The 12,846-nt window shown below is 58.1% G+C and carries 12 protein-coding genes, 1 tRNA gene and 1 pseudogene; 9 read left to right on the top strand and 5 right to left on the bottom strand.

All coding sequences use genetic code 11. From position 1 onward, the window contains the following. The gene (locus tag F3H98_RS23400) at positions 1-687 is read right to left on the bottom strand and encodes a class I SAM-dependent methyltransferase (protein ID WP_149762752.1); all 687 of its coding nucleotides are present in this window, start codon (positions 685-687) and stop codon (positions 1-3) included. A 77-nt stretch (positions 688-764) separates the two neighbouring features. On the opposite strand from F3H98_RS23400, the gene F3H98_RS23395 reads away from it, so the two are divergent. Further along, entirely contained in the window at positions 765-1,925 is a 1,161-nt protein-coding gene (locus F3H98_RS23395; protein WP_149762751.1) for a class I SAM-dependent methyltransferase, read from the top strand. A gap of 17 nt (positions 1,926-1,942) precedes the next feature. Beyond that, positions 1,943-2,788, top strand: coding sequence for a phytanoyl-CoA dioxygenase family protein (locus F3H98_RS23390; RefSeq protein ID WP_149762750.1), 846 nt, complete (start codon positions 1,943-1,945; stop codon positions 2,786-2,788). An 18-nt stretch (positions 2,789-2,806) separates the two neighbouring features. Here the strand turns inward: F3H98_RS23390 and F3H98_RS23385 are convergent, their stop codons facing one another. Then, positions 2,807-3,757 (bottom strand): glycosyltransferase family 2 protein, encoded by a 951-nt coding sequence (locus F3H98_RS23385; RefSeq protein ID WP_149762749.1) that lies wholly within the window; start codon positions 3,755-3,757, stop codon positions 2,807-2,809. 225 nt (positions 3,758-3,982) lie between these two features. Here F3H98_RS23385 and F3H98_RS23380 point away from each other — a divergent pair, with 225 nt between their 5' ends. Continuing rightward, a complete protein-coding gene (locus F3H98_RS23380) occupies positions 3,983-4,927 on the top strand; it encodes a dTDP-glucose 4,6-dehydratase (protein ID WP_188130531.1) in 945 nt (314 codons plus the stop codon). A 16-nt stretch (positions 4,928-4,943) separates the two neighbouring features. Next, a complete protein-coding gene (locus F3H98_RS23375) occupies positions 4,944-6,092 on the top strand; it encodes a DegT/DnrJ/EryC1/StrS family aminotransferase (protein ID WP_149762747.1) in 1,149 nt (382 codons plus the stop codon). A 564-nt stretch (positions 6,093-6,656) separates the two neighbouring features. Here the strand turns inward: F3H98_RS23375 and F3H98_RS23365 are convergent. Continuing rightward, positions 6,657-6,731 (bottom strand) — tRNA-Gln (locus tag F3H98_RS23365). Between the two features lie 147 nt (positions 6,732-6,878). Next, positions 6,879-7,223: a VOC family protein gene (locus tag F3H98_RS23360; protein WP_149762745.1), complete on the bottom strand. Its 345-nt coding sequence runs from the start codon at positions 7,221-7,223 to the stop codon at positions 6,879-6,881. A gap of 300 nt (positions 7,224-7,523) precedes the next feature. On the opposite strand from F3H98_RS23360, the gene ppdK reads away from it, so the two are divergent. The 5 genes and pseudogenes from ppdK to F3H98_RS23335 all read left to right on the top strand — a co-directional run bounded on the left by ppdK (position 7,524) and on the right by F3H98_RS23335 (position 12,338). Further along, positions 7,524-10,187 (top strand): pyruvate, phosphate dikinase, encoded by a 2,664-nt coding sequence (ppdK, locus tag F3H98_RS23355; RefSeq protein ID WP_149762744.1) that lies wholly within the window; start codon positions 7,524-7,526, stop codon positions 10,185-10,187. 159 nt (positions 10,188-10,346) lie between these two features. After that, positions 10,347-10,919, top strand: a complete 573-nt coding sequence (locus F3H98_RS23350; protein ID WP_149762743.1) for a hypothetical protein — start codon at positions 10,347-10,349, stop codon at positions 10,917-10,919. Positions 10,920-10,990: 71 nt separating this feature from the next. Beyond that, entirely contained in the window at positions 10,991-11,419 is a 429-nt protein-coding gene (locus F3H98_RS23345; protein ID WP_149762742.1) for a MerR family transcriptional regulator, read from the top strand. Continuing rightward, a pseudogene (locus F3H98_RS23340) lies at positions 11,355-11,773 on the top strand (carboxymuconolactone decarboxylase family protein). Before F3H98_RS23345 ends, F3H98_RS23340 begins: the two are co-directional and overlap by 65 nt. A 139-nt stretch (positions 11,774-11,912) precedes the next feature. Then, on the top strand, positions 11,913-12,338 hold the full coding sequence (locus F3H98_RS23335; RefSeq protein ID WP_149762741.1) for a MerR family transcriptional regulator: 426 nt from the start codon (positions 11,913-11,915) through the stop codon (positions 12,336-12,338). Between the two features lie 154 nt (positions 12,339-12,492). On the opposite strand, the gene F3H98_RS23330 is transcribed toward F3H98_RS23335, so the two are convergent. Then, positions 12,493-12,846 (bottom strand): IS5 family transposase (locus F3H98_RS23330; protein WP_149762740.1); only part of this gene is annotated, 354 nt, incomplete at its 5' end.

The raw sequence follows: 12,846 nt of genomic DNA, 5'->3' as shown, positions 1-12,846 counted from the left end.
TTAAGTCTCCTCGAGATGCCGATAGACATAGCACGTCGTTTCGAAGAGCCCGTAGTCGTTGCGCAGCACAAAATGGCGCGAAAGGCTTTTGCATATGAAGCGCGAGAGCTCGCCGTGCGAAGGATGAAATAGGGATTCGCTCTCCCAGTCGACGCAGCTCGACATGACATTGAACGCAATGCCTATGCGGGCAAACGAAAAAACGCGCGTCGCAAGTTTCTCAAAATAGGTTTGCATCTCCGCAGTCGTAAGGTCATGCCGTCGTGTGAAGATGCCGTTCATGACGACGTAGTCAAATTGAGGCAGATCGCTGTCGTCCTCAAGCACGTCGTGGCAATAGATCCGGACGTCGGGGTGCCGCGCACGGGCGGCCTCAGCAAACTTAGGTGAAAGATCGAGCCCAGCGTAAAGGATCGAACGAAATCCACGCTCATCGATGTGGTCTTTGAGCGCGCCGAGCCCGCATCCGAAATCAAGAAGTGTAGTGGCTCGATCCTTCTGGCGGACGAGCCCCAACATAACATCATAGCGGATGCGTGCGCTTTCGTCCGAACTCCAGTCGACCGCTGCCGCCCCCTCGTTATGTCGTGCCAAGCAATCCTCGTAGTGCCTCACGATTCGGTAATAGGACCCATCGGGCATCTGCTTTCCTCTCTCTTCGCAACCACCGAGCGCTTGGCCTGTCATGTAGGTATTCGCTAGTCCGATATGCCATTACTAGCCTTCGGTCCAGAATCTAACAGCTTTAGCGAAGTGGATGCCCTATGAAGTGTACAATTTGCGATTCAGTTGATGTCGTGGAACTGCCCGTGCCACATCCTTCCCGTTCAGTTGTGAGCGACGGATCAATTTTCCCGTGGGCGCTGCGTAAATCGTCGTGCTGCGTTTGTGGGGCAACTAGCCATTCGGAATCGCTTTCGAAGGACAAGGTGCGAACCTTCTATTCAACAGACTACGACCTTGGGCTTTACAACAGCGGGTTCGACGTACGCAGGGGCGGGAGCTACGCGTCGCTAGTAAAGCGCGAAGCAGGTAGCCTACAACCTCGCGATGTGCTCGAGATTGGCTGTGGCGCTGGCTTTGTGCTAAAAGAACTCTCTAAAATTTGGCCTCGGTCCGGTTTCACTGGGCTAGAGGCAGCATCGAGCCTAACTGTGGGCGTCCCCCAACCAGGGATTACGATTCTCAATCGTTATTTGGAAGACTTTTCGGCTCCTCCCGGCTCCTTCGATCTTATATTTGCAATCAATGTTATCGAGCACGCCGCCGATCCGTGCCAATTCTTAAACAAGATTTCGCATCTATTAAAACCTGAAGGAATAGCAATTCTCATATTTCCTTCGGCCATTCCGAATCTTGAGCTTCTATTTGTCGACCATGTCCATACCTTTACAAGCAGAGCGTTTGCGATTCTTGCAGCCAAAGCGAACCTTAGAGTGATCGCAAACACAGAACTTGCACAGTCAACAGGCGGAGATTTCCAATGCGCCACCTTGATGCCGCTATCTTCCCCCCACTCTCCGCTTCGCGATAGCGTCAGGCCAAGCATACCGACCTCGAACGAACTAAATGATTTGACTCGAGCGCGCATCCGCTATCTTACCGCTTGGCGGAATCTCGACGAAATATTGCTAGGGCGGCTCGTTTGCCATTCGACTGTTTATGCCTTCGGGGCAGGGGAAACGGCTACTTTGCTACGCGCTTACGCGCCCACCACCTGGTCGCGGATCAAAATCCTGCTAGTCGACGATCCCGCAGGAGCGCGGCGGCTTGGCATTCCTGTAGAAGCTATTTCAAGTACAGACGTCGGTGGCGGCGCCGCTCTTCTGCTGGCCACGCATCCTCGAACTCAAACAAGGTTGTCACCCTATTTTGACAACAAGCGTTTCGCTGTTACGACTTGGCATGACATAGTGGATCGATAAGGGAGTCTATCCGAACAATGGCAATGGTTGAACGTTCGTCAGTGCCGCGCTACGGCGTAAAGGAGCAAACCGCCACTGTGGACCGCATCGATGTCGCGTGTGAAGAGCTGCGACTGGTTGGTTTCTCGATTGTCGATCCCGGTTTCTCTGATGATTACAAGGCGCACATCGCAAAGTGCTTCGATACAGTCGCCCAAACTTACTTCACCAGCCATGGCGGCCGTGATGCTCTGCGCAGCATCGACGAGCACAACACGATTCGGGGAATGCTAGCTTACGACCACATGTTTTTGGAGCTTGCCAAAACGCCGACTATCATTTCGCTCTGCGAACGGCTCCTTGGCAATACATTTATTCTCAATCAGCAAAATGGCGTCATCAATCCCGCGGTATCCGATCGGTACAACCAAGCATACTATCACCGAGATCTCCCCTATCAACACTTCACAACCTCGAGGCCGCTGGCAATCAACGCGCTCTATTGCGTCGACGCCTTCACCGTCGAGAATGGAGCCACAAGAGTCGTGCCTGGCTCCCATAAACAAGAGGCGTTTCCATCGGATAGCGCGGTTCATGGACTCGAGACTGTTGCGCTTGCGCGGGCCGGGTGCTTCATCGTTCTCGACTGCATGACCTTCCATTGCGGAGGACGAAATGTCACCCTTTGCGATCGGCGTGCAATCAATCACGTCTATACGTTGCCCTTCATCAAGCAGCAGATTTATCTAAAGAGCATGGTTGAAGATTCGGGTCGCCTGTCTCCTGCCGATCGACAACTATTGGATTTGGACAATCAGCCTGCCGCGGACGCAGCGGGATACCTCGAGACCCGGCGCGCGAGACTTTTAAGAAACCCCATATAACTTTGCGACTTCGCGGTGTCACTGAGGGCGGCGTTGCGCCTTTTTGCTCGGGGCTCTATGGACTTCGCGGACTATTACGCGCGGTCGCTGCTTTACTTCGATAAATATCTTGGCAATGTAAATTGCCATAATTCCATTGAAGAAGAGCGTGAGCCCACCGATGATCAGCGTTGCTGCCATCGTTGAAGTCCACCCTTCAACTGCAACTCCCCAAAACATTCTTCGTAGCGTGATCCATAACGTGTACGCGAATGCCACGGCCGAAAGGCAGATGCCCGCGACCGCTATCGAGATCAGCGGCCTGGTCGAAAATGCCGTGACTGCGTTGATGAAAAGCCCGGCAGCGCGTGTAAGCGTGTAAGTTGTGGTGCTTGTGTCCAATTTCTTTACCCTCACAGGCAACTGCGCAAACCCGGCTACATGCCAGATGCCTGCGAGGTAGACTTCTCTCTCGCCAAATTGTTGAAGAGCATCGATGTACCTGCGCGACATCAAACGGGCCGTCACCACATTTTCAGGAAAGCCGAAGTCAGAAAGGGAATTCAGCACTGTGTAAAAGATTCGCCGCGCCATACGGTAAACGGATCCTCCCTTCTTTGTGTCCAAAACGCCATACACGACATCGACTCCGCGTGTGGTCATCGCCTCATAAAACAGTGTGATCCACTCCGGCTCCTCCTCGAGGTCACTGTCCATCACGAAGGTCAGATCACCGCTGGAATGCTCAAGACCAATCAGAATTGCTCTGTGCTGGCCGAAATTGCGCGAGAGATCGACAACGATCACAGAAGGGTCTCGCGCGGCAATTTCCTTCGCGACCTCAAGGCTATTGTCTGGTCCGCAATCGTTGACGAATATGATCTCATGTTCGCCGGCTCCAGTTGCCTCAATGGCGGCAACCGTTCGCTGGTACAGTTCCTCAAGGTATGGAGCGCTTCTGTAGAGTGGCGTTACGACCGAAATCCGCATTTTGCTCAACCTCGTTTTTCGCTCCGCCTGCCTAGCTGGAGTTCACAATGGGACAAAAGAGTATAGGTGGGTCGAGTGTAAGCGCCTCGACGCAGTTGAATAGGAATTCTCGGAATTATCAACAGGAAGGTGAGACTGCTTGAATTGGGCCCAACCGTGTTGCTTGCTCGGTGCAGGGTAGCGCCTTATGAAGCGCAAACACAGATTCTTCTGATGGGTAGGTTCATGCGGACGTTCGAAATCGTCTCTATCACTGGGGGCTTGGGTTTTATTGGCAAGCACTTCGTGCGGCGTTGCCTTGATATGGGGTGTTTCGTCAGAAACTTCGACAAGGTCAGCTATGCCGCTGATCTCAGGGTCCATCAGGAGTTTGAAGCCTACCCCAACTATCGCTTCCACGAAGTGGATATCGCGAAGCTTGATTTCCTGCCCGAGTGCGACGTACTTGTTCACATGGCTGCTGAGAGTCATGTGGACAACGCGATAACATCCAATCGCCGGTTCTGCGAGACGAATATCTTAGGGACGCAGAATCTGCTTGAACTTGTCAGGCACAAACACGTCAACGAGCGCCCGCTCTTTGTTCATATGAGTACAGATGAGGTTTACGGGGATATCGCGAACGGCAAGCACTCGGAAGCCGATCGTCTCGTTCCATCGAATCCTTATTCCGCGACCAAAGCCGCGGCGGACATGCTGGTAAAGAGCTGGGGGCGCACGTATGGACTTAACTGGATGATAGTGCGCCCTACCAACAACTATGGTGCGCACCAATATCCTGAGAAACTGATTCCAAAGAGCGCGTGGCGCATGCGCCGAGGCCTGAAGGCCGTTATGCACGGCGATGGCAGCTATGTTCGATCGTGGCTCCACGCCGACGACACGGTTGATGCTTTGCTAACCCTAATTCATAGCGGCGAGGCCAACAGAATCTACAACGTTGGTGGTGGCATCGAGCTTTGCAATATCGACGTATTGAGAGCTATTGCAGGTATCCTGAATGTGCCCGAGGAAAGGGCCTGGGAGCAGACCGTCGACCGGTCCGGGCAGGACATCCGTTACAGCCTCGATGATACGGCTTTAAGGGCCCTCGGGTGGTCTCCCAAGCGAAACTTCTCCGAAGAGCTACCGCATATCGTGGAAAGCCTCGACTTCACGCGCTTTGCCTGAAAGGTGCAGCTATCGTATGAAAGTAGATTTCTATCGCCACGGACTTTCGCGCGCCGATGCCAACGCGGTTGCCGATGTTCTCGATTCGCCGTTCCTCACAACTGGCAAAGTCGCCCACCGCGTTGAGGCCGAGCTTTGCGAGTATTTTGATGTGCCTCACGCCATCCTCGTGAACAGTTGGACCAGTGGCGCGACGGCAACGCTGATGGCTCTGGGTATCGGACCTGGCGACGAAGTTATTGTTCCGGCGATGACATTCATTGCCACTGCCAACGTCGTCGAAATGGTAGGAGCGAAGACGGTGCTTGTCGACGTGCATCCAAACACACTCCTCCTGACACCCGAAGCGGCTGCGGCCGCGGTAACGCCTCGCACGAAGGCTGTGATTCCCGTGCATCTTTACGGTCAGATGGTCGATGTCGCGGCGCTACGCCGAGCCGTTCAGGCCCGCGCGGGCCGGAACCAACAAATTTTCATTCTCGAAGACTGCGCTCACTGCTTTGAAGGTACACTCAACGGCGAACGGCCAGGCCGATACGCAGACGCTGCCTGTTTTTCGTTCTACGCGACCAAAAACGTAACGTGCGGTGAAGGCGGAGCGATCATTCTTCGTGACCCCGACCTCCACGGTCGCATCCTTGAAACCCGCCTCCATGGAATGACAGCGACAGCGGTCAATCGTTTTGCGGGAGGTCGCTACAATCACTGGGATATGAAGCGGCTTGGGATCAAGGCTAACCTTCCCGACCTCCTGGCGGCACTGCTTCCTGCTCAGATCCGATCAGTTGATGATAGCCTTCGGCGAAGACAGGCGGTTGCGGGCCGTTACGATGAAGCGCTCGCAGGCAGTCCCTTCCGGATGCTCGGCAACGTCGTGGGTTGCAACACAGCCAGCCATTTATATGTGATTGGTATACCAAGTGGTCGGCGCGACGAAGCGATTACCGTCTTGAATGAGGCAGGCATCGGCGTGACAGTCAACTATCGGGCATTACCTGGCCTCACGTACTATCGTGACCGCTACCCGCAAGCCGGATCTGAATGCCCGCACGCGATGTTATGGGGTGAGCAGACTCTCAGCCTTCCACACTATCCTGACCTGCCTCGCGATGAACAGGATCATGTCGTGGCGACGTTGCTCAACCAAATTGCCACAATCGCATAGAACCGAGCGTCTGCGGAGAGAGACAATAGTGCTAAAAGGCGATGAAGAACCGGACAGTATCGCTGAATTCTGGGATTGACGTTGGGCAAAGGGAGAGCCGCAGGTGTTCTGTCGACACGACTGTCGAGACCTTGGCTATTTTGACGGCACGAACGCTCTTGAAGGCCTCCGTCCACATCCGATATTTGCTTCGGCGCCTTCCCTCCATGCCAGCCAGCTGCTCGCGCCCTCCTACAATGGGATCAAAAACGCTGGCAGAAAAGTCCAAGGTGTCGATTGCTACCATCAAACGTCTGGAACCGCTTTCGGGCACACTAAGAGCCAATAAAGTAACGATCGAAGCGTTGCAGCGTGCTCTTGAGGTCGCAGGTGTGGAATTCATTCCAGAGAATGGCGGAGGGGCGGGTGTACTGCTGATCCGACGCAGTCGGGATTCGGGTTCCGGGTAGCGTTTGCCGATCAGGCGACAAAACCAACTTTCGTAAGACGCGGTCGCTTGTTCGAGTGTTCCCGCCGCGCAAGCTATGGGTTTCGCTGTTGGTCGAGCGATGGCGTCGCGAGAGATGGCTGGGGCGCCAGGATTCGAACCTGGGAATGTCGGTACCAAAAACCGATGCCTTACCGCTTGGCGACGCCCCAATAACCGACAGGCCGAGTCGGAACGGCCCGTCTTATATTGAGAGCTGGCGAAAAGCACAATCGCCTTCAAGGCAGACAAATGCGAACAGAAGGGCGCTCAATTCAAAGCAATCCGTCAAAATTCCCGCGGTCGGGCATCTAATGATGTCACTGCCCCCACACTGCCAGCTCATTTCCGGCTGGATCGGTGAAATGGAAGCGGCGGCCGCCGGGGAACGAAAAGATCGGCCTGACGATCTTGCCGCCGGCATCTTCCACCGCCGCAAGCGTGTCCTCCAGGTTTTCCGAGTAGAGAACCGGCAACGGTTTTGCCAGCGCGTCCGCGGTGTCGGAGTAAAAACCGCCTTCGAGGCCCTCGTCATAGGCTGAATAGGTCGGGCCGTAGTCGGTGAACGACCATGAGAAGGCGGCGCTGTAGAACGCCTTGACGCTGTCGAGCGTGCCGCCCGTGGCCGGCATTTCCAGATAATCGAGCTTTCCGGTCTGTTTCATAACGCACCTATTTGTTCACTTTATGTTCTAATCCTTTTGCCGATGGCTGGCAAGTCCGGAATCGGTCGGCTTCCTCCAGCGGAATGCATTCGGCTTGAACCAACATTCCGCTCCACCGATTTATTTCGGCCACATTTGTGCGCCGCCCGGTGATTCCACCAGTCTGCAAAAATGCTCTAATCGATTCGAAGCGGAATTGACGGTTTTGCCGGGTTGCGTTTCGCGGCGCATCACCCTATCGCTCGCGCGTCCGGCTTTCGCCGGTGCTGAAAATCCAGCTTGCGGTCGTGAGGAGCATGCATGACGAAGTGGGTCTACACATTCGGTGATGGCGCGGCGGAAGGCCGCGCCGGCGATCGCAATCTGCTTGGCGGCAAGGGCGCAAACCTCGCCGAGATGTGCAGCCTGGGGCTGCCTGTGCCGCCCGGGTTCACCATCACCACCGAAGCCTGCAACTGGTACTATGCCAACGACAAGGCGTATCCGGGCACACTCAAGGCCGATGTAGGTGCTGCACTCGACCAGGTCGGCAAGCTGACCGGGCGGCGTTTCGGCGATCCGCAAAAGCTGCTCCTGGTGTCCGTGCGCTCCGGCGCCCGCGCTTCGATGCCGGGCATGATGGATACTGTGCTCAATCTCGGCCTCAACGACGTGACGGTGGAAGCGCTGGCCAAGGATTCGGGCGACGCGCGCTTTGCCTATGACAGCTACCGGCGCTTCATCCACATGTATTCGGACGTCGTCATGGGGCTCGACCACGAGGTGTTCGAGGAAATCCTCGAGGACGAAAAGGCTCGTCTCGGCCACGAACTCGACACCGAACTCACTGCTGCCGAATGGCAGGAGGTGATCGCGCTCTACAAGGCCAAGGTCGAGGAGGAGTTGGGCAAACCGTTTCCGCAGGAGCCGCAGGAGCAGCTCTGGGGCGCGATCGGCGCGGTCTTTTCCAGCTGGATGAACCATCGCGCGATCACCTACCGCAAGCTGCACGATATCCCCGAGAGCTGGGGTACTGCGGTCAACGTGCAGGCGATGGTGTTCGGCAACATGGGCGACACATCGGCCACGGGCGTTGCCTTCACCCGCAATCCGTCGACGGGCGAAAGGAAGCTCTATGGCGAGTTTCTGGTGAACGCCCAGGGTGAGGACGTCGTTGCCGGCATCCGCACGCCGCAGAACATCACCGAGGCGGCCCGCATCGCGGCCGGCTCCGACAAGCCGTCGCTGCAGAAGCTGATGCCCGAAGCCTTCGCCGCCTTCGTCGATATCTCGGATCGGCTGGAGAAGCACTATCGGGATATGCAGGATCTGGAATTCACCATCGAGCGCGGCAAGCTCTGGATGCTGCAGACCCGCTCGGGCAAGCGCACCGCCAAGGCAGCGCTGAAGATCGCCGTGGAGATGGCCGCTGAGAAGCTGATCAGCAGCGAGGAGGCGATCACCCGCATAGATCCGGCCTCGCTCGACCAGCTGCTGCATCCGACCATCGATCCGAAGGCGGAGCGTCATGTAATCGGCACGGGCCTGCCGGCGTCTCCGGGCGCTGCCACCGGCGAAATCGTGTTTTCTTCCGACGACGCCGAGGATCTGAAGACGCAAGGGCGCAAGGCGATCCTGGTGCGTATCGAAACCAGCCCGGAAGACATCCACGGCATGCATGCGTCAGAAGGCATTCTGACGACGCGCGGTGGCATGACCAGCCATGCGGCCGTGGTTGCCCGCGGCATGGGCAAGCCCTGCGTTTCCGGCGCCGGGTCGCTGCGCGTCGACTACAGGAACGGCACCCTGATGGCGATGGGCGTGACGCTGAAGAAGGGCGATGTCATCACCATCGACGGCAGCAACGGCCAGGTGCTGAAAGGCACGGTTCCGATGCTGCAGCCGGAACTTTCCGGCGATTTCGCCGCGATCATGCAATGGGCCGACAAAATCCGCCGCATGGCGGTGCGCACCAATGCCGAGACGCCGGCCGATGCGCGCATGGCGCGTTCCTTCGGCGCCGAGGGCATCGGCCTTTGCCGTACCGAGCACATGTTCTTTGACGACGACCGGATCGTGGCCATGCGCGAGATGATCCTGGCCGACACCGAAAAGGATAGGCGCACCGCGCTCGAAAAGCTGTTGCCGATGCAGCGCTCGGACTTCCTCGAACTGTTCGAGATCATGGCCGGCCTGCCGGTGACCATCCGCCTGCTCGATCCGCCCCTGCACGAATTCCTGCCCAAGACGGAAGCGGAAATCGCAGAGGTCGCCGGTTCGATGAGCGTCTCGGCCGAAAAACTGCGGCAGCGCACCGAAGCCCTGCACGAGTTCAATCCGATGCTCGGCCATCGCGGCTGCCGGCTGGCGGTCTCCTATCCCGAAATCGCCGAGATGCAGGCGCGGGCGATCTTCGAGGCGGCCGTCGAGGCGGCGAAGAAGACCGGCGCCCCGGTAGTGCCGGAGGTGATGGTGCCGCTGGTCGGGCTGGTGGAAGAGCTCGATTATGTGAAGAGTCGCATCGACCAGGTGGCCAAAAGCGTCATGCAGGAGTCCGGGACCACGATCGACTATCTCGTCGGCACCATGATCGAACTGCCGCGCGCGGCGATCCGGGCGCAGGTGATCGCCAAGACGGCCGAATTCTTCTCCTTCGGCACCAACGACCTGACCCAGACGACCTTCGGCATTTCGCGCGACGATGCGGCGTCGTTTCTGGAGACGTATCGCCAGAAGGGCATCATCGAGCAGGATCCGTTCGTGTCGCTGGACGTCGACGGTGTCGGCGAACTGGTCCGCATGGCATCCGAAAAGGGCAGGGCGGCGCGCCCGCAGATCAAGCTCGGCATCTGCGGCGAGCACGGCGGCGATCCCGCTTCGATCCGCTTCTGCGAAGAAGTCGGGCTCGATTACGTCTCCTGCTCGCCCTATCGCGTGCCGATCGCAAGGCTGGCAGCGGCACAGGCCGCGGTGAAGAAGGGGTAGGAGCCGCTTGCCGGCGGGTGTGATAGGAAAATAGTCCTTTACACCGCAAACGCTTCCCTGCTAAGGTTATCGTCGGTAGCGTGCGCTTTCGCGCCCTCGGCGATTTTGTTTCCCAAAATTTTGGAGATCGACGATGCCCGAAGCCCTGAGCGACGAGCAATGGGAGGCGATGCGCGGCTTGGCGGAGGGGATGGCGCCGACGCATGGGCGGGCTGCCGCCGCCGGCGGCATCTATCAGACAACGCTGTGCGGCGCGCCGGAGCGGAAGGCTGGCGTACGCTTGACTTTCGCTGTCCGCAGGTACGCGCCGCCCACAACACCATGATCGAACTCGCCGCGCAGGCCGCTGCCGGCGCGTTGCCGGACGAGGAGGCGCCGGAAGAAACGCAGGATGAGGGTTCGCCAATGGGCGAGACCGACGAGGGCGCGCTGGCCGCGATGAAACCGCTGCCCGATGAAAGTGCGCAGACGTGGCGGGCGCGCATCGGTGGCATGCTGACCCGGCAGACCAACATGGTACTGAGGCGCGCCGCCGCCGGGCATCCGCTGGACAGGCGCCAGGTGGCCGCGCTCTCCACGATGGTGCAGCTTACCGAGCGCATTGCGGCGCTGGCAGGCGACCGGATCGTCTATCTCGCCCGCGAGCTGGCCGGGCAAATACTGGTCGAGCACGGGATGAGCGAGGGCGCCGCCCGCGCCGCGGTGGCAGTTCCGGTTCTTTCGACAAAGTGACAATCGCCTCTTGACTTAGAGTGCACTCTAACCCGTAGCTTCCTGTGCGTCGTGACGAAAGAAGGGCGTTGATGAAGATTGGCGAACTGGCGAAGCGTTCGGGACTGTCTGCCCACACCATCCGTTACTATGAGCGGATCGGGCTGTTTCCCTATGCCGACAGGGACCAATCGGGCCAACGTGACTACGACGCATCAATCCTGATCTGGATAGAATTTCTCGATCGTCTCAAAACGACCGGGATGCCTATTCGGGAAATGCTGCGTTACGCGGCCTTGCGGGAGCGCGGCGTCGACACGGAAGCGGAGCGCGGCGCGTTGCTCGAACAGCACCGTGAGCGTGTCCGTGCACACGTGGCCAAACTGCAAGCCTGCCTTCTCGTCCTCGACACCAAGATTGCCGGATATGCCGGCAAGGAACAGAGGATGAAGGACTATGACGCACCAATCCCCGAACGCCGGCGAAAGCCGGCTGGAACGCGGCAAGCGGGCGCTCGCTGAAATCGACGGCGAAGCCGGCCACAATGTCATTGCAGCTCTGGCTGACATCGCCCCCGACTTTGCAAACTACGTGTTCGAGTTCTCGTTTGGCGACATCTACAGCCGCCCTGGCCTCGATCTGCGAGCCCGCGAGATCGCGACCATCGCGGCGCTGACGGCGATGGGGACCGCGATCCCGCAACTGAAAGTCCATATCGAGGCGGGCTGAATGTCGGGCTGACCAAGGACGAAATCACCGAAATCATCATGCAGATGGCGGTTTATGCCGGCTTTCCCGCGGCGCTCAACGGACTGTTTGCGGCCAAAGAAGTCTTCGCCGCCCGGTTTCCCGTCCAGAAGGGGGAAGCGGCATGATGAACCTTCTCCGCTCCTTGACCAGCGGCCGGCGCTCTCGCTCTCACGGCGAGTCCCGGTTCCCCGATTGTGGCTCCCTTGATCTTGATTGGCCGGCAACCTACTATCTCTAGAGACTAGAGGTTCAAGAGGTTTTTGGATGATTTCGATTGGCGACATGTCGCGCCGTTCGCGGGTCAAGGTGCCGACGATCCGTTATTACGAGCAGATGGGGCTTATCGGCGCGCCCGAACGCTCGCAAGGCAATCAGCGGCGCTATGAGAAATCCGATCTCGAGCGGCTGATGTTCATCAAGCACGGGCGCGATCTCGGCCTGACGATCGATGCGATCCGCGAGTTGCTCGATCTCAGCGGGCATCCCGAACGGCCTTGCCAGAATGCCGACAGGATCGCCGCCGCGCACCTGGCCTCGGTGCGCGAAAAGATCGCCAGCCTGCGCAAGCTGGAAGCCGAACTCGAACGCATCGCCACGCATTGCGGCGGGTCAACCGTCAGCGACTGCTATGTCATCCGCGCACTGGCCCACCACGAACTCTGCGCCGACGAACACGACCGCGTAATCTGACAGCGGCCGGAGCATTTCCAGGAAAAGTGCTTAGAGCAGTTCCGGTTCTTTCAGAACCGGTAACTCGCTCTAACTATTTCTTTTGCCGCATTTATGCGGACGCCAAATGATTCCATTTGGCTGCAAAATGCTCTAGGTTGTAGTGACGATTTAGTTATTTGAGCCAGAGCATGATGCTGACGAGCTTTACGAAGCCGAGGAATGTGGCGGCGAGTTTGTCGTAGCGGGTTGCGATGCGGCGCCACTGCTTGAGTTTGGCGAAGAATCCCTCGATCCCCCAGCGCTGCCGGTAGGCGATCTTGTCGTAGCTGTGCTGGTATTTGCGATGGCGGCGTGGCGGGATGACGGGCTGGCCGCCTTCGTCGAGGATGGTGTCGTGGAGGCTGTTGGCGTCATAGGCGCGGTCGGCGATGACTTTGCCGGAGGCAAGCCCGGTGACGAGGCCGCAAGCCGGCGCCATGTCGTTCTGCTGGCCGGGACCGATCTCGAAGCGGACCGGCAGGCCGAG

The organism is Neomesorhizobium albiziae, from assembly GCF_900114255.1.
In the GTDB taxonomy this organism is placed as follows: domain Bacteria; phylum Pseudomonadota; class Alphaproteobacteria; order Rhizobiales; family Rhizobiaceae; genus Neomesorhizobium; species Neomesorhizobium albiziae.
Note: the sequence above shows the minus strand (reverse complement) of the source record. Positions and strands in the feature narration are given on the sequence as shown.

Bases quoted from the DNA above. Each gene is read 5' to 3' on its own strand.
- F3H98_RS23400 (WP_149762752.1), bottom strand. From the start codon at position 687: ATGACAGGCCAAGCGCTCGGTGGTTGCGAAGAGAGAGGAAAGCAGATG.
- F3H98_RS23395 (WP_149762751.1), top strand. From the start codon at position 765: ATGAAGTGTACAATTTGCGATTCAGTTGATGTCGTGGAACTGCCCGTG.
- F3H98_RS23390 (WP_149762750.1), top strand. From the start codon at position 1,943: ATGGCAATGGTTGAACGTTCGTCAGTGCCGCGCTACGGCGTAAAGGAG.
- F3H98_RS23385 (WP_149762749.1), bottom strand. From the start codon at position 3,757: ATGCGGATTTCGGTCGTAACGCCACTCTACAGAAGCGCTCCATACCTT.
- F3H98_RS23380 (WP_188130531.1), top strand. From the start codon at position 3,983: ATGCGGACGTTCGAAATCGTCTCTATCACTGGGGGCTTGGGTTTTATT.
- F3H98_RS23375 (WP_149762747.1), top strand. From the start codon at position 4,944: ATGAAAGTAGATTTCTATCGCCACGGACTTTCGCGCGCCGATGCCAAC.
- F3H98_RS23360 (WP_149762745.1), bottom strand. From the start codon at position 7,223: ATGAAACAGACCGGAAAGCTCGATTATCTGGAAATGCCGGCCACGGGC.
- ppdK (WP_149762744.1), top strand. From the start codon at position 7,524: ATGACGAAGTGGGTCTACACATTCGGTGATGGCGCGGCGGAAGGCCGC.
- F3H98_RS23350 (WP_149762743.1), top strand. From the start codon at position 10,347: ATGGGAGGCGATGCGCGGCTTGGCGGAGGGGATGGCGCCGACGCATGG.
- F3H98_RS23345 (WP_149762742.1), top strand. From the start codon at position 10,991: ATGAAGATTGGCGAACTGGCGAAGCGTTCGGGACTGTCTGCCCACACC.
- F3H98_RS23335 (WP_149762741.1), top strand. From the start codon at position 11,913: ATGATTTCGATTGGCGACATGTCGCGCCGTTCGCGGGTCAAGGTGCCG.